The organism is Bradyrhizobium sp. 159 (assembly GCF_023073795.1).
GTDB lineage: Bacteria > Pseudomonadota > Alphaproteobacteria > Rhizobiales > Xanthobacteraceae > Bradyrhizobium.
Window position 1 is genome coordinate 50785 of record NZ_JADPKE010000101.1, and the last position, 20064, is coordinate 70848.

23 protein-coding genes and 1 tRNA gene are annotated in these 20064 nt (G+C 64.0%); 14 read left to right on the forward strand and 10 right to left on the reverse strand.

From position 1 onward, the window contains the following. Positions 1-95: 95 nt before the first annotated feature. Together IVA96_RS31165 and IVA96_RS31170 are read left to right on the forward strand one after the other, a co-directional pair. Positions 96-695 carry a hypothetical protein gene (locus tag IVA96_RS31165; protein ID WP_247421299.1) on the forward strand — a complete coding sequence of 200 codons (600 nt, stop codon included), beginning with the start codon at positions 96-98 and terminating at the stop codon, positions 693-695. A 19-nt stretch (positions 696-714) separates the two neighbouring features. Beyond that, complete coding sequence (locus IVA96_RS31170) at positions 715-1872, forward strand: TAXI family TRAP transporter solute-binding subunit (protein WP_247421301.1); 1158 nt, start codon at positions 715-717, stop codon at positions 1870-1872. Between the two features lie 8 nt (positions 1873-1880). Here the strand turns inward: IVA96_RS31170 and IVA96_RS31175 are convergent, their stop codons facing one another. Next, a complete protein-coding gene (locus IVA96_RS31175) occupies positions 1881-2258 on the reverse strand; it encodes a YkvA family protein (protein WP_247280031.1) in 378 nt (125 codons plus the stop codon). Between the two features lie 98 nt (positions 2259-2356). Continuing rightward, positions 2357-2647, reverse strand: a complete 291-nt coding sequence (locus tag IVA96_RS31180) for a 4a-hydroxytetrahydrobiopterin dehydratase (RefSeq protein ID WP_247421304.1) — start codon at positions 2645-2647, stop codon at positions 2357-2359. Positions 2648-2800: 153 nt separating this feature from the next. On the opposite strand from IVA96_RS31180, the gene IVA96_RS31185 reads away from it, so the two are divergent. Both IVA96_RS31185 and IVA96_RS31190 read left to right on the forward strand, forming a co-directional pair. Further along, on the forward strand, positions 2801-4246 hold the full coding sequence (locus IVA96_RS31185) for a TAXI family TRAP transporter solute-binding subunit (RefSeq protein ID WP_247280029.1): 1446 nt from the start codon (positions 2801-2803) through the stop codon (positions 4244-4246). Between the two features lie 102 nt (positions 4247-4348). Then, on the forward strand, positions 4349-5890 hold the full coding sequence (locus IVA96_RS31190) for an alkaline phosphatase D family protein (protein WP_247280028.1): 1542 nt from the start codon (positions 4349-4351) through the stop codon (positions 5888-5890). Between the two features lie 3 nt (positions 5891-5893). Here the strand turns inward: IVA96_RS31190 and IVA96_RS31195 are convergent, their stop codons facing one another. After that, a complete protein-coding gene (locus tag IVA96_RS31195) occupies positions 5894-6274 on the reverse strand; it encodes a response regulator (protein ID WP_247421308.1) in 381 nt (126 codons plus the stop codon). Between the two features lie 181 nt (positions 6275-6455). Here IVA96_RS31195 and IVA96_RS31200 point away from each other — a divergent pair, with 181 nt between their 5' ends. The 6 genes from IVA96_RS31200 to IVA96_RS31225 all read left to right on the forward strand — a co-directional run bounded on the left by IVA96_RS31200 (position 6456) and on the right by IVA96_RS31225 (position 13237). Further along, complete coding sequence (locus tag IVA96_RS31200; protein ID WP_247421598.1) at positions 6456-7220, forward strand: Crp/Fnr family transcriptional regulator; 765 nt, start codon at positions 6456-6458, stop codon at positions 7218-7220. A 100-nt stretch (positions 7221-7320) separates the two neighbouring features. Continuing rightward, positions 7321-8037, forward strand: coding sequence for a prolipoprotein diacylglyceryl transferase family protein (locus IVA96_RS31205; RefSeq protein WP_247421311.1), 717 nt, complete (start codon positions 7321-7323; stop codon positions 8035-8037). After that, the gene (locus IVA96_RS31210; RefSeq protein ID WP_247421313.1) at positions 8018-9448 is read left to right on the forward strand and encodes a radical SAM protein; all 1431 of its coding nucleotides are present in this window, start codon (positions 8018-8020) and stop codon (positions 9446-9448) included. Before IVA96_RS31205 ends, IVA96_RS31210 begins: the two co-directional genes overlap by 20 nt. Beyond that, positions 9445-9705: a hypothetical protein gene (locus tag IVA96_RS31215; RefSeq protein WP_247421315.1), complete on the forward strand. Its 261-nt coding sequence runs from the start codon at positions 9445-9447 to the stop codon at positions 9703-9705. Before IVA96_RS31210 ends, IVA96_RS31215 begins: the two co-directional genes overlap by 4 nt. Positions 9706-9960: 255 nt before the next feature. Further along, positions 9961-11787 (forward strand): translational GTPase TypA, encoded by a 1827-nt coding sequence (typA, locus tag IVA96_RS31220; protein WP_247280022.1) that lies wholly within the window; start codon positions 9961-9963, stop codon positions 11785-11787. 202 nt (positions 11788-11989) lie between these two features. Beyond that, positions 11990-13237: an NAD(P)/FAD-dependent oxidoreductase gene (locus IVA96_RS31225; RefSeq protein ID WP_247280021.1), complete on the forward strand. Its 1248-nt coding sequence runs from the start codon at positions 11990-11992 to the stop codon at positions 13235-13237. Between the two features lie 109 nt (positions 13238-13346). Here the strand turns inward: IVA96_RS31225 and IVA96_RS31230 are convergent, their stop codons facing one another. After that, positions 13347-13745 (reverse strand): DCC1-like thiol-disulfide oxidoreductase family protein, encoded by a 399-nt coding sequence (locus IVA96_RS31230; RefSeq protein WP_247280020.1) that lies wholly within the window; start codon positions 13743-13745, stop codon positions 13347-13349. Then, complete coding sequence (locus IVA96_RS31235; RefSeq protein ID WP_247421317.1) at positions 13745-14656, reverse strand: alpha/beta fold hydrolase; 912 nt, start codon at positions 14654-14656, stop codon at positions 13745-13747. The genes IVA96_RS31230 and IVA96_RS31235 overlap by 1 nt, the downstream gene beginning before the upstream one ends. A gap of 3 nt (positions 14657-14659) precedes the next feature. Here IVA96_RS31235 and IVA96_RS31240 point away from each other — a divergent pair, with 3 nt between their 5' ends. The 3 genes from IVA96_RS31240 to ppa all read left to right on the forward strand — a co-directional run bounded on the left by IVA96_RS31240 (position 14660) and on the right by ppa (position 16247). Beyond that, positions 14660-14974 (forward strand): hypothetical protein, encoded by a 315-nt coding sequence (locus IVA96_RS31240; protein ID WP_247280018.1) that lies wholly within the window; start codon positions 14660-14662, stop codon positions 14972-14974. Between the two features lie 49 nt (positions 14975-15023). Beyond that, entirely contained in the window at positions 15024-15533 is a 510-nt protein-coding gene (locus tag IVA96_RS31245; RefSeq protein ID WP_008136728.1) for a GNAT family N-acetyltransferase, read from the forward strand. A gap of 177 nt (positions 15534-15710) precedes the next feature. After that, complete coding sequence (gene ppa / locus IVA96_RS31250; protein WP_158668697.1) at positions 15711-16247, forward strand: inorganic diphosphatase; 537 nt, start codon at positions 15711-15713, stop codon at positions 16245-16247. Positions 16248-16354: 107 nt separating this feature from the next. On the opposite strand, the gene folD is transcribed toward ppa, so the two are convergent. The 3 genes from folD to IVA96_RS31265 are packed head-to-tail and all read right to left on the reverse strand — an operon-like array spanning position 16355 to position 17888. After that, positions 16355-17239 (reverse strand): bifunctional methylenetetrahydrofolate dehydrogenase/methenyltetrahydrofolate cyclohydrolase FolD, encoded by an 885-nt coding sequence (folD, locus tag IVA96_RS31255; RefSeq protein ID WP_247421319.1) that lies wholly within the window; start codon positions 17237-17239, stop codon positions 16355-16357. Between the two features lies 1 nt (position 17240). Continuing rightward, a complete protein-coding gene (locus IVA96_RS31260) occupies positions 17241-17582 on the reverse strand; it encodes a DUF167 domain-containing protein (protein ID WP_247280016.1) in 342 nt (113 codons plus the stop codon). Between the two features lie 15 nt (positions 17583-17597). Beyond that, a complete protein-coding gene (locus IVA96_RS31265) occupies positions 17598-17888 on the reverse strand; it encodes a YggT family protein (protein WP_008539240.1) in 291 nt (96 codons plus the stop codon). Between the two features lie 187 nt (positions 17889-18075). Here IVA96_RS31265 and IVA96_RS31270 point away from each other — a divergent pair. Further along, a tRNA-Ala gene (locus IVA96_RS31270) sits at positions 18076-18151 on the forward strand. A 111-nt stretch (positions 18152-18262) separates the two neighbouring features. Here the strand turns inward: IVA96_RS31270 and IVA96_RS31275 are convergent. Both IVA96_RS31275 and IVA96_RS31280 read right to left on the reverse strand, forming a co-directional pair. Continuing rightward, entirely contained in the window at positions 18263-19075 is an 813-nt protein-coding gene (locus IVA96_RS31275) for an enoyl-CoA hydratase (RefSeq protein WP_247421322.1), read from the reverse strand. 94 nt (positions 19076-19169) lie between these two features. Next, the gene (locus IVA96_RS31280; RefSeq protein ID WP_247421324.1) at positions 19170-19970 is read right to left on the reverse strand and encodes a glutamine amidotransferase; all 801 of its coding nucleotides are present in this window, start codon (positions 19968-19970) and stop codon (positions 19170-19172) included. Positions 19971-20064 lie beyond the last annotated feature (94 nt).

A 20064-nucleotide genomic window follows, 5' to 3' on the forward strand; every position in this document is an offset into this window, starting at 1 on the left:
GTGCCCCGGACCCGGACGAATATACCTCGCTGGAGTTGCGTCCCCGGGTCAGAATTGTCCCGCGTGTTCTTGCGGGCGGTCTCGCAGCCGTTCTCGTGGCGTCCATCCTGGCAATTCTGGCCGCGCTGTTTCAGTCCGATCTTCGCGGCATCTTCGATGCCGGTGGCTCGGCAGTCGTCGCGCTGGAGCAGGCGGTCGCCTCCGCCAACCCGTCGGCCGTACCGCAGAGCCCGCGCAAGGATTCGGCGCGCGTGACCGAGCCGCGCCTGGCGAGCGCTGACGCGCAGGATCTTCCTGCACCGCCGAGCCGCGAGGAGATCGCGACCGCCTATCAGAGCGCGCTGCAAGCCCACACGCCTGTGCCTTCGCCCGCGCCGGTGGCGGCACCGCCTGCGCCCCCTCCGCCCGCCAGGACGCTCGACGCCGACACGCTGGCCGGGCTGATGACGCGCGCGAAGAGCCTGTTGGGAATCGGCGACATTGTTGCAGCCCGCCTGCTGCTCGAACGCGCCGCCAATGCACAGGATGCGGCAGCGGCGTTCCTGCTGGCGCAGACCTATGACCCGGCCGTGCTGGGCACTAGCGACGCGCGGCGCATCGCCGCTGACGCGACCGCCGCGCGCGACTGGTACCAAAAGGCCGCGGCACTCGGCTCGGCGGAGGCGCGGCAGCGCCTCGCCCAGCTTCAGAACTAGATCGCTTCAGGTGGACATCATGCGTAACGCTTTGGGAATGGCGCTTGCCGCCATCATGACGATCTGTGCCTTCGCGGCACGCGCCGATCAGACCGAATACGATCCCGCCAAGGTCTCTGACGGCCTGAAGGCCATCTTCCAGTTCGGCTCGACCTCGACCAAGCAGGCGCTGAACGCCAACACGGTCACGCTGATCACCGGGACGATCGGCGGCACCTATGTGCAATTCGGCGCCGACCTCGCTTCCGTGCTCGACGACGGCAACAAGATCCGCGTGCTGCCGATCGTCGGCCGCGGCTCGGTGCAAAGCGTCGCCGATATCCTGTTCCTGCAAGGTGTCGATCTCGGAATCGTGCGCGCCGACACGCTCGACTATCTCGAGCGCAAGGGTTTTGCCAAGGACATCAAGAAGCAGTTCACCTATGTCACGAAGCTCTACAATGAGGAGATGCAGGTGATCGCGCCAAGATCGGTCGCGACGCTCAAAGACCTCGAAGACAAGACGGTGAGCGTGGACCTGCCGAACGGCGGCACCTTCGTCACGGCGCTCACCGTGTTCGAGCGGCTCGGGATCAAGGCGAAATTCGTCTATGTCGAGCAGCGCATCGCGATGGAGAAACTGAAGGCCGGCGAGATCGACGCCGTCATCGTGGTCGGCGGCAAGCCGTACAAGTCGGTCTCGACCTTCGGCAATGACGGCCGCTTCCATCTTGCGAAGGTCGACTATGCAAAGCCGCTGCAGAGCGACTATCTGCCGGCAACGCTGACCGCCAAGGACTATCCGAACCTGATCAAGGAGGGCGAGAGCGTGGACACGATCGCGGTGCCTGCGGTGCTCGCGGCCTACAACTGGGCGCCCAACACCGAGCGCTATCGCAAGCTCGCGCTGTTCGTTGACGCGTTCTTCACCAAATTCCCCGCGCTCCAGAACCCGCCCTTCCATCCCAAGTGGAAGGAGGTCTCGCTCGCGGCGCCTTTGTCGGGCTGGAGCAGATTGCCGGTGGCGCAGCAATGGCTCGACCGGCACGGCGTCGAGCCGGTGACGCGCCAGCGCTTCGAAGCGTTCCTGAAGCAAAGCCCGGCGGCCGCGCAGGTGTCCGATGCGGACAAGGAGACGCTGTTCAAGCAATTCCAGGCATGGGACGCGGCGCGGGCGCAGGCGGGGGAAAAGAAGTAGTGGCGCCGTCACTCCTCCGCCTTATCCACCCCGCGCTTCAGCGCGGCACGGGCGGCCTCGCGGTGCTCGTTCGTGATGTGGCCGGCCACCATGCGGATCGCGGTGGCGAGCACGGCGGCGTCATCGGCGAAACCGAGGATCGGCATCACATCAGCGACGAAGTCGAATGGCAGGATGAAATAGGCGATCGCCCCCAGCAGCGAGGCCTGAACATGGCGCGGCGTCTGCCGGTCGAAGGCGCAGTAATAGGCGGCGAGCAGGTCTTCGGCGAACGGCAGTTGCGCGGCAACGCGCTTCAGCTTGCGCCAGAAGCGGCGGCGAACGCCCTCCCGGTCTTCCGCGAGCCGATCGGCGGGCTCAAAGCCGACGCTGTGTTCCGCAGCCATGCTCAAACTCCCCTTTCAGCCGGAGCGGCGGATCGCCGCGTCGCCTGCTGATCACAAGATGGGGATAAGGCCAGGCGCTGCAAGGCGTCAGCCAGGTGTCAGCCGGCGATGGCGTTCATCGCCTTGGCCAGCTCGATATCAAGCGCAGTAACGCCGCCGGCGTCATGGGTCGACAGCACCACCTCGACCGTCTTGTAGACGTTGCGCCATTCGGGGTGGTGATCCATCTTCTCGGCGACCAGCGCCGCGCGAGTCATGAAGCCGAAGGCCTGGTTGAAATCCTTGAAGACGAAGGTCTTCCCGATGGCGTCGCGGTCGGACATCTCGCCCCAGCCTGGTAGTCCGCCGAGCGCCTGCTTGCGCGCCTCCGCCGATAGCCGCTCTGCCATGATCGCCTCCGTCGTTCAGGGGAACTTTACCCTAACACCGTGTCGATGCCCGGGTTCATACGGGATTTCGTCCATCCCCACTAACCATGAAGGAGATGTAACCCCGCCGGACAAGAAATTTGCTACAATTGCGGGCGTAAATCGCCGGCGAAGATGAAACTGAGCCTCAAGCGCCTGTTTGGGAGATCGATGACCGGGGGACTGAACCTGGCCGAAACGCCCTCTCCGCCTTCGCCGCGATCCGCGGCGCGGAAGACCGCGCTCGTGTCTCTGGCGCTCGTGCTTGCGATCGTCGGTGCGCTCGCCGGCGGTTACTACTTCGCGATGCGGCCGGTGACGCTGAAGATCGCGGTTGGTCCCGCCAGCAGCGATGACGTCAAGGTCGTGCAGGCGCTGACCCAGGCCTTCACGCAGAACAAGAGCCAGGTGCGGCTGCGCCCGATCCAGACCGACGGCGCCACCGCCAGCGCCAATGCCCTCGCGGAAGGCAAGGTCGATCTTGCCATCGTGCGCGGCGACCTCGATGTGCCGAAGAACGCGCAGGCGGTCGCGACGCTGCGCAAGAATGTCGTGGTACTGTGGGCCGTAGCGGGCAAGGGCAAGAAGAAGGGAGCGAAGATCACCAAGGTGGCACAACTCGCCGGGCATCGCATCGGTGTCGTCGGCCGCACCCAGGCCAACGTCAACCTGCTCAAGGTGATCCTTCAGCAATACGGCGTCGATCCCGCCAAGGTCGAGATCGTGCAATTCCCGGCCAACGAGGTTGCCGAGGCGATCAAGGCGCAGAAGGCCGACGTCTACCTCGCGGCCGGCCCAGTCAACAGCAAGATCACGGCGGACGCGATCTCTGCATCGGTCAAAGAGGGCGGCACGCCGACTTTCCTCGCCATCGATTCCGCAGACGCGATCGCGCAGAACCACCCGGTCTACGAATCCGCGGAGATTCCAGCCGGCGCCTATGGCGGTTCACCCGACCGTCCGGACGACGAGGTCAAAACCATCAGCTTTGCGCACCACATCGTGGCGCGCAAAGCTGTGTCCGAAACCACCATCGCGGCATTCACGCGGCAGCTGTTCGCCGTGCGCCAGCAACTGGTGACGGAATTCCCGCTGGCGGCGAAGATCGAGACGCCCGACACCGACAAGGATGCGGTGATCCCCGTGCATCCCGGCGCCGCCGCCTTCGTTGACGGCGAGGAAAAGACGTTTCTCGACAAATACAGCGACTACATCTGGTGGAGCCTGATGGCGCTCTCCGCCATGGGCTCGATCGGCGCCTGGTTTGCCGGCTATCTGAAGAAGGACGAGCGCGACAACAACAGCCATTTGCGCGAACGCCTGCTCGACATGATCACGGCGGCCCGCAAGAGCGAGACGACCGAAGAGCTTGACCAGATGCAGGCCGAAGCCGATGTGATTTTGCGCGACACGCTGCGCTGCTTCGATCACGGTGCAATCGAGGAGGCCGCGCTCACCGCCTTCAACATCGCACTCGACCAATTCCATGCCGCCGTCGCCGACCGTAAGGCGGTGCTGTTCAGCCTGCCGCAGACCCCGCCACGCACGGGCACGCAATTCAGAGCCGCCGGCAACGCGTAGCGCCTGCGCGTTATTGCTGCGTCACATTGTCTCAATATAGGGTCTGATTTCATCGTGGCGGCTGCCGCAAGGCACCCGTCCCTGGCGAAATCGGGACCGTCCATGAACATCACATTCTCACGCCGCCGTTTCCTCACTACCAGCGCCGGCGCGCTTGGCACGATCGCGATGCCTTATCTGTCGCGAGCGGCTGACCGGCCTGCGGTCACCCATGGCGTACAATCAGGCGACGTCACGGTCGACGGCGGCGTGGTATGGGCACGCACCGACCGGCCGGCTCAGATGCTGGTCGAGGTGGCGACGACGGAGTCGTTCAGGGACGCTCGCGCGCTGCCGCCGATCGCGGCGCTGCCCGAGAGCGACTTCACGGCCAAAATGCTGATCGAGAACCTGCCGAGCGGACAGGACATCTTCTATCGCGTGCGCTTCCGTGATCTCTCGCATAGCGCGGTCGAGGGCGAGCCGGTGACCGGCCGCTTCCGCACCGCGCCGGCCGACCGCCGCGATGTCAGCTTCGTCTGGGGTGGCGACGTCGCCGGCCAGGGCTGGGGCATCAACCCCGACGACGGCGGCATGTTCACCTTCGCCGCGATGCGCAAGCATCGTCCGGACTTCTTCCTGCACTCGGGCGATACGATCTACGCCGACAGCCTCGTCCAATCCGAGGTGAAGCTCGCCGACGGCAAGATCTGGAAGAACGTCACGATTCCCGAGAAGGCAAAGGTCGCGGAGACGCTCGACGAGTACCGCGCCGCGCACAAATACAATCTGACCGACGACAACCTCCGCGGCTTCAATGCCGACGTGCCGATCTTCGTCCAGTGGGATGACCACGAGGTCACCAACAACTGGTCGCTGTCGAAGGAGTTGCCGGCGTCATACAAAGTCCGCGACATCACGCTGCTCGCCGCGCGCGCCTCCCGCGCCTTCCACGAGATGTATCCGATGCGCGAGAGCATCACTGAGCCGGGCCGGATCTATCGCCAGATCTCCTACGGCCCGCATCTCGACGTGTTCGTGCTCGACGAGCGCAGCTATCGCGGCGCGAACGGCGCCAATCTGGAAACGGAATACGGACCGGCCAGCCACTTCCTCGGACCCGATCAGATCGCCTGGCTCAAGCGCGGCCTGTTGAATTCGCGCGCGACCTGGAAGGTGATCGCCTCCGACATGCCGCTTAGTCTCATCGTCGCGGACACGCCGAAAGGCGGATCGGAAGCGATTGCGCAAGGCGACGGCCCGGTACGCGGCCGCGAGTTCGAGATCGCGGACATCCTTCGCTTCATCAAGATGGCGCCGATCAGCAACACGGTGTGGCTGACCGCGGACGTACACTACGCCGCCGCGCATTATTACGATCCGAACAAGGCGCAATTCCAGGATTTCGAGCCGTTCTGGGAGTTCGTCTCGGGTCCGCTGCATGCGGGCACTTTCGGTCCGAACGCGCTCGACAACACCTTTGGGCCGGAGGTACGCTTCGTCAAGGCACCGGGCAAGGACAGCCAGAACCTGCCGCCGTCTGCCGGGATGCAGTTCTTCGGCCACGTCAAGATCGACGGCGCCTCCGGCCAGATGACGGTGACCTTGCGCGACCGCGCCGACGTGGCGCTGTGGTCGACCACGCTCGACCCGAAATCTGCCTGAACCTCAGCTACCGCGCGTCCGCAGCGCAGCCTCCAGCGCCTCGCTCGAGCACGGCTTTTGCAGCCGCGGCCGCGCCGCAAATTCGGGCGGAATCCGCGTTTCGGCACCGTAGCCGGTGACGAAGACGAATGGGACGTTCAGCGCCACCAGTCGCTCGGCGATCGCAAAGCTCTTCTCGCGGTTCAGCTCGACGTCGAGCAGGGCGAAATCGGGAGCACCTTTCGCGATCGCGTCCAGCGCCTGCGTCACCGACCCGGCGGTGCGCACCTGCCTCACGCCAAACCCGAGCAGACGGTCCTCGAAATCGATTGCAATGATCGGATCGTCCTCGACGACCAGGACGTCGGCAGGACATGGGAAGCCATCGGGAAGTGCGGGTGCCATGATCGCATCTTGGAGCGAGAGGTTTTTCTGATCAGGACAGCCGCGCCACGACGGCTGCGCCCAGCGCATCGGAGGGTTCCCGGAACGAAACCACCACATCACAGTTCTTCAGTCTGTTCACTTGTGCACACAGGAAACGGACGGAACCCGGTATTGTGGAAAAAGAGGCATGGGGGTCACGATGGATGCGCGTATCGGCAGTACAAGCGAGGTCGACAGCCGGCCGACCAACAACCTGTTGCGGCGCCTGAGCCCGGCGGATTACGCACTGCTCGCGCCGCACGTCACCATCGAGGACTGCGCGGCGGGCGAACTGCTTTACAATCCCGGTGATGACGTCCAAGTCGTCCACTTTCCCTGCGGACCCTCGCTTGCGACCTTTCTCGTCCCTAACGAGGATGGCCGCGACGTCGAGACCATCCTGGTCGGTCGTGAAGGCGCGGTGGGCGGGATCGTCAGCGAGGGATTTCTGCCGGCCTATACCCGCATCTGCGTGAAGTTCGGCGGCCCATTTTCGCGCATTCACGTCGGCAAACTGGAAGCAGCCAAGACGCGTTCGCCGTCGCTGCGCAACATCTTCGCCCGCTATGCCGATTGCATGCTGGCGCAGATCTTCCAGTCGACCGCCTGCAACGCCATCCACTCGATCGAGCAGCGCACGGCCAAATGGATCTTGGCGGCGATGGAGCGAACCGGCGACGAAAGCAGCGTGCCGCTGACGCATGAGCAGCTTGCGACATTGCTCGGAGTGGGACGCAGCTATGCGAGCCGCGTGCTCCAATCGTTCAAAGCCGAAGGCGTGCTCGACACCAGGCGCGGCTCAATTCTCGTCCGCAGCCGCGACGGCCTGCGCCTGCGCGCCTGCCTCTGCAACGATGCAGTGAAGCTGCACTTCGAGGAAGTGTTGCGAGGCGTCTATCCAACGGAGGAGCGGGAGGCCGGATAGCGGACCTAGTCTCGCCTCTTCCTTCCCCCTTGTGAAGGCAGTGCACATGCAAGAGGACATGCGCGCTCCTCTGGCGTGATCGTGCTATACTCTCCGCCGCATGAGCGGGGCTTTCCTTCATACGGTCTTCGATATTGCAGCATGGCTGGCGGCGGCAGCTGCCGTCTACTGGCTGTCGCGACAGGGCTTGCGGTTTCCTGCGCAATCCTTCGAAATGTCCTACATCGCCGCCCTGGTGTTCGGCGCAGGCGTCGGCGCCTACCTGTTCGGGTCGGCCAATCTGTGGCTGTCGGGCCAGAGCGGCGTTGCGCGCTCGGTCGAGGGTGCGCTCGCCGGCGGCATCGTGGCGATCGAGCTCTACAAATGGTCCGCAGGCATCACGGTGCGAACCGGCGCCCGTTTTGCCCTGCCGCTGGCGCTCGGCATCGCAATCGGCCGGATCGGCTGCTACTTCGCGGGCCTCGACGATTTCACCTACGGCACGCCCACGGCGCTGCCCTTCGGCCATGATTTCGGCGACGGCCTCCTTCGCCACCCGGTGCAGCTCTATGAGAGCACCGCCATGGGCGTGTTCGCGCTTCTCTATGTGCTGGCAGTCTTGAACCGAAACCGGTTTGTGGTCACCAATGGTTTCTACCTGGTGCTCGTCTACTACGGAGCGCAGCGCTTCCTGTGGGAATTCCTCAAGCCCTATGGCACGCTGATCGGCCCCTTCACGCTGTTTCACCTGCTGTCGCTGTCCATCCTGCTCTACGCCGCATTCATGCTGGCGACGGCGCCCAAAGCGAGATCCCTGCATGAACGCGCCGTTGCGTAAGTCGCGTCCCTATATCTTCTGGGGCCAGACCCAGTCCCTCTGCGAGACCTGCCTGAAGCTGGTGCCGACCAAGATCCAGATTCTCGGCAACGAGGTCTGGTACGAAAAACGCTGCCAGCAGCATGGCGTCCAATCAACGCTGGTGTCGACGGACGCGGCCTATTGGCGTCTGTGCAAGGATTTCATCAAGCCTGGTGATCGGCCGCTGCAATTCCAGCAGCGCACGGAATTCGGCTGCCCCTATGATTGCGGCCTGTGCGCCGACCACGAGCAGCATTCCTGCCTGGCGCTGATCGAGATCACCGAGCACTGCAATCTCACCTGCCCGGTGTGCTTTGCCGAATCCTCGCCGGCGCGGACGCGGTTCACGCCGCTCGCAACGGTCGAGAGGATGCTGGATGCGCTGGTCGCGAGCGAGGGCGAGCCCGACCTGGTGCAGATTTCCGGCGGCGAGCCGACGCTGCATCCGGATTTCTTCGAGATCCTTGACGCCGTGCGCGCCCGCCCGATCCGCCACGTCATGATCAACACCAACGGCCTGCGCATCGCCCGCGAGAAGAATTTCGTGGCGCGGCTCGCCGAGAACAAGCGCGGGCTGGAGGTCTATCTCCAGTTCGATTCGCTGCAGCGCGAGCCGCTGATCAATCTGCGCGGCGCCGACCTTCGAAAAATCCGCCAGCAGGCGCTGGAGAATCTCGAGCATTATGGCGTATCGACCACGCTGGTCGCAACCATCAAGCGCGGCGTCAACGATGCGGAGATCGGCGACATCGTTCGCCACGCGCTCACCTGGAAATGCGTGCGCGGGGTCACGCTGCAGCCGGTGCAAGACGCCGGCCGTAACGAGAATTTCGACAAGAACACCGACCGCATCATGCTGTCGGAGATCCGCAAGCGCGTGATCGAGACCGATGTGTTCGGCGACAAGGACATGATCCCGCTGCCTTGCAATCCCGAAAGCATCTCGATCGGCTATGGCCTGCGCAACGGCGAGAAGGTGCTGCCGCTGACCTCGCTGATCCCGCAGCAGCAGCTCGTCGCGGTCATGCCCAACACGATCAGCCCGGAGAAATATCCGGTGCTGAAGGAGAAGTTTATTGACCTCTTCTCGCTGTCGTCGGGCCCGCTCAACACCCCCGAACGCGTCTGCGAACTGCTATGTTGCCTGCCGAGCTTTCAGGTGCCGGAAGGGCTCACTTACGAGAACGTGTTCCGCGTCACCATCGTGCAGTTTCTCGATCGCTTCAATTTCTGCGTCGGCAACGTCAAGCGCAGCTGCATCCATTTCGTGACGGAGCAAGGCTCGATCATTCCGTTTGACACCTCCAATCTGTTCTACCGCAACGGAAAGATCGACGGCATTCGCGCGGCTCTCGCTGCACAGGCGACCGAAGGAGCCTTGCAAGCATGAGCATCAGCGACATACCGCCGCCGGGACTGCCTCCTGCCCCGGCGAACAAACGCGGCGGCTGCCTGACCGCCCTCATGGCGATCTTCGGGCTGATCATGCTGCTGCCGGGTGTCTGCGCCCTGCTCTTTGGCGGAATGTCGGTGGTCGAGGACGGCCGGATCGCCTCCGACATCGCGCCACTGGTCTTCCTGGGACTGGTCGTGGGGATCGGCGGCGTTGCCCTGATCTGGGCGGCGATCAAGGGGCGGCGCGCTTAAGGCCGCTATTCGCCTAACCCCCGGAGATTCCCGGACAAAATTCAGTCAACCAACGGCCAAAGTACACATTGTTTTTTGGCTGTTTTTGCATATATTGCGCCGCAACGCGTAGGGCGCCCGGTCTGATATGGCCGGGCTTCCCTTTTGGGCGGCGAGCGCCCGTTTCCAGTCTTTCAGCGTTGTTTCGAGAAGAGGTCCCGGTCCGACCGGCGAGATCGCGCTTAACCCATTGTTCGAACGCAAAGAAGCTCACTCATGAACCTCCGCAACGTTGCCATTATCGCCCACGTCGACCACGGCAAGACGACCCTGGTCGACCGCCTCCTCCAGCAGTCCGGCACGTTCCGCGAGAACCAGAAGGTGACCGAACGCGCCATGGACTCCAACGATCTGGAGCGCGAGCGCGGCATCACCATTCTGGCCAAGGCGGCCTCGGTGCAGTGGAAAGACACCCGCGTCAACATCGTCGATACCCCCGGCCACGCCGATTTCGGCGGCGAGGTCGAGCGCATCCTGAACATGGTAGACGGCGCGCTGGTGCTGGTGGACGCCGCCGAAGGCCCGCTGCCGCAGACCAAGTTCGTGGTGTCCAAGGCACTCAAGGTCGGCCTGAAGCCGATCGTCGTCATCAACAAGGTCGACCGTCCCGACGCGCGCCCGACCGAGGTCATCAACGAGGTGTTCGACCTGTTCGCAGCACTCGATGCCAGCGAGGAGCAGCTCGACTTCCCGATCCTCTACGGGTCGGCCAAGCAGGGCTGGATGGCCGAAAGCCCGGAGGGTCCGAAGGACAAGGGCATGGAGCCGTTGTTCGACCTGATCCTGCGCCACGTCGCGCCGCCGAAGGTCGAGGAAGGTCCGTTCAAGATGATCGGCACCATCCTGGAAGCCAACCCCTATCTCGGCCGTATCATCACCGGCCGCATCTCCTCCGGCGTGCTCAAGCCGAACCAGCAGGTCAAGGTGCTCAATGCCGACGGCAAGCTGGTCGAGTCCGGGCGCATCACCAAGATCCTGGCGTTCCGCGGCCTCGAGCGCACGCCGCTCGATGAAGCCGAAGCCGGCGACATCGTTGCGATTGCGGGCCTGACCAAGGGCACCGTCGCCGACACGTTCTGCGATCCGACCGTGGAAGTGCCGCTGCCGGCCCAGCCGATCGACCCGCCGACCGTGTCGATGTCATTCATCGTCAATAACTCCCCGCTCGCCGGCACCGAAGGCGACAAGGTGACGAGCCGCATGATCCGCGACCGTCTCTTGCGCGAGGCCGAAGGCAACGTTGCGCTGCGCGTCGTCGAAGCCGCCGACAAGGACGCGATGGAAGTCTCGGGCCGCGGCGAATTGCAGCTCGCCATCCTGATCGAGACCATGCGCCGCGAGGGCTTTGAGCTCTCGGTGTCGCGCCCGCGCGTCGTGTTCCAGAAGGACGAAGCCACCGGTGCCACCATGGAGCCGATCGAGGAGGTCGTGATTGACGTCGACGAAGAGCATTCCGGCGTCGTCGTGCAGAAGATGAGCGAGCGCAAGGCCGAGCTGATCGAGATGAAGCCCTCCGGCGGCAACCGCCTGCGTCTGGTGTTCTACGCGCCGACCCGTGGCCTGATCGGCTACCAGGGCGAACTTCTGACCGACACCCGCGGCACCGCGATCATGAACCGCCTGTTCCACGGCTATGCCCCTTACAAGGGCGAGATCCAGGGCCGCCGCAACGGCGTCCTGATCTCCAACGACCAGGGCGAGGCGGTCGCCTACGCCATGTTCAAGCTGGAAGACCGCGGGCCGATGATGATCGAGCCGGGCTGGAAGGTCTATCGCGGCATGATCGTCGGCGAGCATACCCGCGACAACGATCTCGAGATCAACGTGCTCAAGGGCAAGCAGCTCACCAACATCCGCACGACCTCCAAGGACGAAGCGGTGCGCCTGACCCCGCCGATCCGCATGACCCTGGAAAAGGCGCTCGCTTATATCGAGGACGACGAGCTCGTCGAGGTCACCCCGAAGTCGATCCGCCTGCGTAAGAAGCATCTCGACCCGAACGAGCGCAAGCGTGCGGAAAAGGCCAAGGAAGCGGTGGCGTAAAGCCCACTCTCGCGTGCCCCGGACGCAGCGCAGCGCACCAGCGATGCGGTGCAGAGCCGGGGCCCAGCACTCTCGTTTCGTTTACCCGTCGACTTGGGTCCCGGTTCTGCGCAGCAGCGCAGGCGCTGCAGCGCGTCCGGGACACGAGAGCTGCATACCTGGCCGGCTTCAGGACAATTGGCGAACGTGCTAGAGCCTGCCCATGACCTCCCTTCCCTCCTCCGCCGACGTCGCGATCATCGGCGCGGGTGCCGCCGGCCTTGGCGCCGCGCATGCGCTGCATGGCTCCGCCCTCTCCGTGATCGTGCTGGAGGCGCGTAACCGGCTCGGCGGCCGCGCCTGGACCGTGCAGGCCTCGCCTGACGTGACCTTCGACGTCGGCTGCGGCTGGCTGCACTCGGCCGACAAGAATTCCTTCGTTGCGATTGCCCGCCAGCTCGGCTTCGAGATCAACACGGATCTGCCGCCTTGGGGCGATCGCGCTTATGGCGACGCCTTTCCGGAAGCCGAGCGCATCGCCTTCGCAGACGCGATCGACGAATTCTACGAACGCGCCTGGGAGGCCGCGGAAAGCGGCGAGGACGCGCCGGCCTCCTGCTATCTCGAGCCTGGCAACCGCTGGAATCCGATGATCGACGCGGTCTCGACTTATGTGAACGGGTGCGAACTCGATCAAGTCTCGATCCTCGACATGGAGCGCTACGAGGACACGTATTTCAATTGGCGCGTGCGAGCCGGATATGGAACGCTGATCGCGGCCTATGGCGCGCCGTGTCCGGTCGCGCTCAGCTGCAACGTCACGCTGGTCGATCACTCCGGTCAGCGCATCCGGCTCCAGACCTCGCAGGGCACGATGACCGTGAACAAGGTGATCGTCACCGTCCCGACCAATCTGATTGCCGATGAGGCGATCCGCTTTTCCCCGCCGCTTCCCGCCAAGCTCCATGCCGCACGGGGCCTGCCGCTCGGTGTCAACGACAAGGTGACACTGGCGCTCGCGGATGCTGAAGCCTTTCCGACCGAGGGAAACCTGCGCGGCGCCACCATGCGCACCGCGATGGGCACCTATCACATCCGCCCATTCGGGCAGCCCTGCATCGATGGCTTCTTCGGCGGCAGCTTTGCGCGTCAATTGGAAGATGCCGGCGAGGGCGCCTTCGCCGCCCATAGCATCGACGAGATTGCAGGCTTTCTCGGCAACGACATCCGCCGCAAGCTAAAATCCCTGCGCGAGTCGCGCTGGGCGCACGATCCTTTCGCCCGCGGCTCCTATTCGCACGCGCTGCCGGGTCACGCCGGCGATCGCGCCGTGCTGGCCGCGCCGGTTGATGGCCGGCTGTTCTTCGCGGGCGAGGCAACCTCGCCAAATTTCTTCTCGACAGCGCATGGCGCGCGCGACAGCGGCGAGCGAGCGGCCAGGGAAGTGTTGGCGGCCCTTGGCAGGCCATGACCGCAAGCTCCGTCGTTGCGAGCGCGGCGAAGCATCCAGGGTCTTTCTGCGGAGAGATTCTGGATCGCTTCGTGACTTCGCTCCTCGCAATGACGAGGATACTAGTCGATCACCCGCGCCCGTAATCGGCATCGGGCACAAAACAGGCATCGTCCTTGCCGAAGATGCGATAGCGGCTGCGTGCGACGAGGCTGTACACGGGATCCCGCAGCGGCCTCGGCACGGCGAACAGCCGGCGCACCCATTCCCAGCCGGGGAGCTGAGACCGCACCGTCAGCGCGGCATCGGACTTCATGAACACCTCGCCGCCGTGGATCACTGCATTGGTATCGGGATCGTGCGGATCGATCCCGAACGTGCGCGCGAGCCGCGCCCCATAATCCGACTGGACCGGCGTGAAGCGAAACCGCTTCGCCGTATCGCGGGCGGCGACGAAGCGGACCCAGCGCGAGCAGAAAATGCACACGCCATCGAACAGGATCACATCGTCGTCGGGCCATTCAGGCATCAGCGATTGTCCCATGGCTTCTTGGCCGCCACCGGCCTGCCCTGGTTCAGCGTGCGCGCGAGCTCGCCGGTTGCGGCTTTGACGCCGGCCTCGGTTTCGATCATCCAATGACCCTCGCTGCCGACGGCCGGCAGGATACGAAAGTCGAGCTTGTCGCCACCGCCGCCAAACGCCTCAGCCAGTCTTTGAGAAAATGCCGGAGCGAAGTAACTGTCGTTGGCGGCAACGAGCCACGTGACGGGGATGCGCGCGGTCTTGCCGAATTCGGCGGCGGCCGCAAGGAGCGTATGCGGCGCGCAGATCCTGTTCGGCTCATCATTGGCATGGCCGCCGCGCCCTGGCGCGAATGCAATGATGACGGAAACCGCCTTCGGCTCGGCGCTGGCGAGTGCCAGCGCGCCCCAGCCGCCGGCGGAATGGCCGATCACCGTTGCAGCGTCCTTGCGAATGAATTCCTGCTTTCGCAAATAGTCCAGCGCGAGCCGGATTTCGTCGGCCGTTGCGCGGGCCGATCGCGCGTAGTCCGCTTCGTCGCAGCCGCCCTGGTCTTCGACATAGTGGCCGCCGGTCGCGCCGTGACCGAGCCGTTCCGGCACCAGCACGGCAAAGCCGTGCGCGACGAGATACGCCGTGAGCGCGCGATATTCCGGTCGCGGCATTTGCGCGCGACGCAAGCCATTCTGCGTCGAGGCGTGGGCGATGACCGCGAGCCGGAACGGGCCGGCGCCGACAGGGCGAAACAGCAGCGCATGCGCGGCAATGCTGGTATCCGGCGACGGCACGCGCCACTGTTGCCGGCGAAACGGTTCGCCCTCCTCTCCGGAGGGGCCAAACGTGGTCTGAGCGCACAGAGGTGACGCAGTCAGCACGGCCAGCAAACACAGAAGCGCAGGGGTGATGAGGAGCCGCATGAATTGCCAGAGGAGGCGGACACCGACAGCGATGTCACACGAAAGCGCGATGAGATGAAGACGAATGATCATCGCGCTTTAGACTATTGTTTGAGCATAATCTTTTCGGAAAACCGCTCCACACTTTTCCGGATCATGCTCCAGGAGGAACGAATCACTCCGGCCAGACTTTTTGCGCAGCCATCGCATTCATTAGGCGCCGCAGGCGAGTTTTGCACCGGCGCATGGCAGGCCGATCCCGTTCTGAACGGCGGCTTGTCCTCTTTCGGTACAACATGGTTAAAAACTGATGCAGAAAGTCCACAGGTTAACCGATAATTAACGATAGGTCTTGCCGCCGGCGCGGCGACTTGGTTTGATCGCGTCCATGAGCACAACCCTGATCGAAGTCCGGCCGGCCAAAGCCGCAGATGCAACTGCGGTGGCGTCGACCCATGACGAAGCCTGGCGCTCGGCCTATCAGGGCATCATTCCCGGCGCCGAGTTGGAGAAGCTGATCAACCGCCGCGGTCCGCAATGGTGGGACAGTGCGATCCGCAAGGGCAGCCGCGTCAGCGTGCTGGTGTTCGGCGACAAGATCGCAGGCTACGCCAATTATGGCCGCAACCGTGCCCGCAGCTTGCATTTCGACGGCGAGATCTACGAACTCTATCTGCGTCCTGAATTCCAGGGCCTCGGCTTCGGCCGCCGCCTGTTCGCCGCCGCCCGCCGCGACCTGATGCAGAGCGGCCTGAAAAGCATGGTGGTGTGGGCGCTGTCGGACAACGATCCGGCCACCGAGTTCTACCGTGCCCTAGGCGGCCGCATGGTGGCACGCTCCTCGGAGCGGTTCGGGCCGAAGTCGCTCGACAAGGTTGCCTTCGCCTGGACCAATTGAGCTGCTGAAACCTGAATCGGCAGCGTTTCCATCCGTCGATACCGTTGCCACTTGGGCCGGTGATCGCCGGATTCATTATTTCACAAAAACGCGATGGATCAGCGGGCCAAGCCCGCGTATGACAGCGCCAAAATCGCTGCCGGGCGCGATGTCACCTCGGCAACAACGGAGCCTTGAATGCGTATCGATGCGGTCTCGATCGGGAAAAACGTACCACATGACGTCAATGTCATCATCGAGGTCCCCGTGGGCGGCGAACCGATCAAATACGAGATGGACAAGGAGGCCGGCACGCTCGTGGTCGACCGCTTCCTCTACACGCCGATGCGTTACCCCGGGAACTACGGCTTCATCCCGCACACCTTGTCGGATGATGGCGATCCCTGTGACGTCCTGATCATCAACACCCGCGCCATCATTCCCGGCGCCGTCATGAGCGTGCGGCCGGTCGGCGTGCTGTTCATGGAAGACGAAGCCGGCGGCGACGAAAAGATCTTGGCGGTGCCGTCGTCGAAGCTGACGCAGCGCTACGATAAGGTGAAGAGCTACTCTGACCTGCCTGACATCACGCTCCAGCAGATCCAGCACTTCTTCGAGCACTACAAGGATCTTGAGAAGGGCAAGTGGGTGAAAATCCTGCGCTGGGGCGGCCCCGAGGACGCGCACAAGCTGATTCTCGAAGGCATTGAGCGCGAGAAGAAAAAGAAGAAGTAACGAAATAACCGTCGTTCCGGGGCGCGCGAAGAGCGAACCCGGAATCCAGAAGTGTGTGGCCCGAAATTCCGGGTTCGCTCTTCGAGCCGCCCCGGAATGACGACAACCTACACCGCCGGCTTCGGCAGCCCTGTGATCGCGCAGGCGGCACGGAGCGTATTCACCAGCAGACAGGCGACCGTCATCTGGCCGACGCCGCCCGGCACCGGCGTAATCGCGCCGGCAACCCCAAGCGCTTCCTGATAGGCAACGTCGCCGACGAGGCGGGTCTTGCCGTCTTGTTTGGGGATGCGGTTGATGCCGACGTCGATCACGGTCGCGCCCGGCTTTAGCCAGTCGCCGCGCACCATCTCCGGCTTGCCGACAGCGGCATAGACGAGGTCGGCGCGCTTCACGAGGGCAGGCAGATCGCGCGAGCGCGAATGCGCGATCGTGACCGTGGCGTTCTCGTTCAGCAGCAACTGCACCAGCGGACGGCCGACCAGGTTGGAGCGGCCGATGACGATAGCGTTCATGCCTTCGAGCGAAGCGTGCACGCTTTTGGTCAGGATGATGCAGCCCAGCGGCGTGCAGGGCGACAGCGCCTCAAAACCGCCGGCGAGCCGGCCGGCATTGCTCGGATTCAGGCCATCGACATCCTTGGCGGGATCGATGGCGTTGATCACGGCCTCGGTGTTCAGCCCCTTCGGCAGCGGCAGTTGCACCAGAATGCCGTGCACGGCCGGATCGCGGTTGAGCTTTGCGACGAGCGCCAAGAGGTCTGCTTGCGAAACGTCGGCCGGCAGCTTGTGCTCGAACGAGGCCATGCCGGCGCCTTGCGTCTGGGTGTGCTTGGAGCGGACATAGACCTCGCTGGCAGGGTCGTTGCCGACCAGCACCACCGCAAGGCCCGGCACCAGATTGTGCTCGCGCTTGACGTGGGCGACCTCCTCGGCGACGCGGCCGCGAAGTTCCGCGGCAATGACTTTTCCATCGATGATTTTAGCGGTCATGTCAGTTCCCATGGTCTATCGATTTGACGAAAGCGAGCTGACGCAAGGCTTCGCCGAGCCCTGCCGAATCGCCCTCGATCGCGATCTGCTTCAGCCGCGAGCTCGCCCCGGATAAAAGCCTGACGTTGGCCTTGGGCACACCAAGCGATTTCGCCAGCAGGACCAAGACCGACTTGTTGGCCTCGCCACCATCGGCAATGGCGCGTACCCGCACCTTGAGCACGCTGCGGCCGTCGGAGAGCTGCTCGATCCCGTCGATGTCGTCGCGGCCGCCGCGCGGCGTCACCCGCACCGCGATGCTGATTCCTGTGCCGGAGGGACGCCAGGGTTCTTTGGCAACCAAGGCGCTCCAGCCTGCCTAGATCACGTTCGGGTAGATGTAATACAGGATCACCCGCTCGATAAACATGATCAGCAGGATCAGGATGATCGGCGAGATGTCGAGGCCGCCGAGACTGGGCAGGAAATTGCGAATAGGTGCCAGCAAGGGCTCGGTGATGCGGTACAGGAACTCCGCCACCGCCGAGACGAACTGGTTGCGGGTGTTCACCACGTTGAAGGCGATCAGCCAGGACAGGATCGCGGACGCGATCAGCAGCCAGACGTAGAGATCGAGCACGATGATGACGATGTCGAGAACGGCACGCATGGTTTTTGAAAACTCTGGCTCCGGTCGGGATTGACGCCGTTGGCTTGATATCGGTTCCCCCCGACCCAAACAAGGGAAGTCGGCGCGCGGATGGCTAAAACCGGGTTATACCCGTCCTTGACTTGACCTTGGCGGGGACTTAAATGGCGCCCGGTTGTCGGCCGCATTCACCAGAGCGGCCAGCAAAGGGGCCATAGCTCAGCTGGGAGAGCGCGTCGTTCGCAATGACGAGGTCGGCGGTTCGATCCCGCCTGGCTCCACCACGCTTCGCCCTTCGGGCTCCGCGTGGCGCAGCCACGTCGGAGCCGCAAGGGCGAAGCGTGGTGTCCGGTGAAGCCCAAAGGGCGAAAACGGACTGTTCGAAGCTCCTGCCCCTATTTCCCCGTAAACCGCGGTGGCCGCTTCTCGATGAAGCTTGCGACTCCTTCCCGGAAATCGCTGCCGTTCAGCGCCACCATCATCTCTCGGTTGGCTTCGATCGTCGCTTCGGCCAGCGTCTGGAACGGCACCTCGTAAAGCTGCCGCTTGATCACCGCCATCGCGCTCGGTGAGACCAAATCGGCGAGGTCGCGGGCATAGGCATAGGTCTCCTCGCGCAGTTTCTCCGGCGAGCAGAGCCGGTTCACCAGCCCGATCCGCAGCGCTTCCGCGCTCGGCACGCGCCGGGCCGAAAGCAACAGGTCCAGCGCGTTGGCATGACCGACGATGCGCGGCAGCATCCAGGATATGCCGTGCTCGGCGATCAGACCGCGCCGCGCGAAGGCGGTCGTGAACACCGTGTTGTCGGCGGCAAAGCGCAGATCGCAATAGAGCGCGTGGACGAGGCCGATGCCCGCGGTCGCGCCGTTGAGCATGGCAATGATCGGCTTCTTGATCGATGGGTAATAGCCGTAGCGCGTCTGCCAATCCGGCCGGCGGTTCATGTCAAAGGGCGGCAGGTTCGAGGCGCGTCTGACGTCATCGGGGTCGAGCCCTTTCAGCGCATCCATGTCGGCGCCGGCGCAGAAGGCGCGGCCCGCACCAGTGAGCACGATGACGCGGACATTGTCGTCGATGCTTGACGCTTCCATCGCGTGACGCACGTCGCGCTCCATGATCGGCGTCCACGCGTTCATGCGATCCGGGCGATTGAGCGTGATGGTTGCGATCTTGTCGCTCACTTCATAGAGAATGTGCTCGTAGGCCATGGCGCTCTCCCTTTGCCGGCGCGTTCGTGCGCGCTCGTTGGCAGAGAGCCTAGCATATTCAGAGGAGAGGCAAGGGCTTCGCGCGAAGGCGCGGTCACTCGGCGGCTTGCGCAAGCGCCGGCCGGCGCGCCAGCCAGCCATCGATGAAGTGATCGAGCCAGGCGCGTTCCGCGGCGTCGTAGACGGCACGATTTGCAAAATGATGATGCCGCTGCCGCGCACCCGGCGCGCTGAAGCCATCATAGCCGCGCGTGGTCCAGCGACACATCATCGCGTAGGTCACGTCTGGATGAAACTGCACACCGAAGGCATTGCCCGTACGGAACGCCTGCACCGGAAAATCATCGCCCTCGGCGAGCAGCTCGGCGCCGACCGGAAGATCAAATCCCTCGCGATGCCAGTGGTAGACCTGCTCCGGCCAGTGCGGGCAGAGCGCATGTCCCGCGGCAGTGGGCCTGATCGGGTAGTACCCGATCTGGGCCAGCGCCTCCGCATGAGGCGCGACGTGGGCCCCGAGCTGCATCGCCAGCATCTGCGCGCCTAAGCAGACGCCGAGGAACGGCCGCTGCTCGCGGAGCGGAATTTCGATCCAGTCGATCTCGCGGCGGATGTAGTCGTCGGGATCGTTGACGCTCATGGGGCCACCGAAGATCACGGCGCCGGCATGCTGATCGAGCGTCTCGGGCAGGGCGTCGCCGAAGCGCGGTCGCCGGATGTCGAGACGATGGCCGAGCGCGCGCAGGGCGTTGCCGACTCGGCCGGGGCTCGAGGATTCCTGATGCAGGACGATCAGAACCGGGAGCCGGGCTTCGGAGGCGAAGGCGGCCGCGCCAGGCGTCCTCTTGCGGAGGGGCACCAATTCTGCGCGACGAAACCTGTCCGTCCGGAACGACATGGCCTCTGCGAGTGCTATCGGTTCAGACCGCCAGCATAGCTAAGCGATGGTTAACATCGTGTGAGTTCGCGCACACACCGAGATCAAAGCAAGC

Coding starts and splice junctions, on each gene's coding strand:
- typA (WP_247280022.1), top strand. CDS start 9,961: ATGAACCTCCGCAACGTTGCCATTATCGCCCACGTCGACCACGGCAAG.
- IVA96_RS31195 (WP_247421308.1), bottom strand. CDS start 6,274: ATGGCACCCGCACTTCCCGATGGCTTCCCATGTCCTGCCGACGTCCTG.
- IVA96_RS31180 (WP_247421304.1), bottom strand. CDS start 2,647: ATGGCAGAGCGGCTATCGGCGGAGGCGCGCAAGCAGGCGCTCGGCGGA.
- IVA96_RS31210 (WP_247421313.1), top strand. CDS start 8,018: ATGAACGCGCCGTTGCGTAAGTCGCGTCCCTATATCTTCTGGGGCCAG.
- folD (WP_247421319.1), bottom strand. CDS start 17,239: ATGACCGCTAAAATCATCGATGGAAAAGTCATTGCCGCGGAACTTCGC.
- IVA96_RS31245 (WP_008136728.1), top strand. CDS start 15,024: ATGAGCACAACCCTGATCGAAGTCCGGCCGGCCAAAGCCGCAGATGCA.
- IVA96_RS31265 (WP_008539240.1), bottom strand. CDS start 17,888: ATGCGTGCCGTTCTCGACATCGTCATCATCGTGCTCGATCTCTACGTC.
- IVA96_RS31230 (WP_247280020.1), bottom strand. CDS start 13,745: ATGCCTGAATGGCCCGACGACGATGTGATCCTGTTCGATGGCGTGTGC.
- IVA96_RS31185 (WP_247280029.1), top strand. CDS start 2,801: ATGAAACTGAGCCTCAAGCGCCTGTTTGGGAGATCGATGACCGGGGGA.
- IVA96_RS31175 (WP_247280031.1), bottom strand. CDS start 2,258: ATGGCTGCGGAACACAGCGTCGGCTTTGAGCCCGCCGATCGGCTCGCG.
- IVA96_RS31225 (WP_247280021.1), top strand. CDS start 11,990: ATGACCTCCCTTCCCTCCTCCGCCGACGTCGCGATCATCGGCGCGGGT.
- IVA96_RS31170 (WP_247421301.1), top strand. CDS start 715: ATGCGTAACGCTTTGGGAATGGCGCTTGCCGCCATCATGACGATCTGT.
- IVA96_RS31215 (WP_247421315.1), top strand. CDS start 9,445: ATGAGCATCAGCGACATACCGCCGCCGGGACTGCCTCCTGCCCCGGCG.
- IVA96_RS31275 (WP_247421322.1), bottom strand. CDS start 19,075: ATGGCCTACGAGCACATTCTCTATGAAGTGAGCGACAAGATCGCAACC.
- IVA96_RS31200 (WP_247421598.1), top strand. CDS start 6,456: ATGGATGCGCGTATCGGCAGTACAAGCGAGGTCGACAGCCGGCCGACC.
- ppa (WP_158668697.1), top strand. CDS start 15,711: ATGCGTATCGATGCGGTCTCGATCGGGAAAAACGTACCACATGACGTC.
- IVA96_RS31205 (WP_247421311.1), top strand. CDS start 7,321: ATGAGCGGGGCTTTCCTTCATACGGTCTTCGATATTGCAGCATGGCTG.
- IVA96_RS31190 (WP_247280028.1), top strand. CDS start 4,349: ATGAACATCACATTCTCACGCCGCCGTTTCCTCACTACCAGCGCCGGC.
- IVA96_RS31235 (WP_247421317.1), bottom strand. CDS start 14,656: ATGCGGCTCCTCATCACCCCTGCGCTTCTGTGTTTGCTGGCCGTGCTG.
- IVA96_RS31280 (WP_247421324.1), bottom strand. CDS start 19,970: ATGTCGTTCCGGACGGACAGGTTTCGTCGCGCAGAATTGGTGCCCCTC.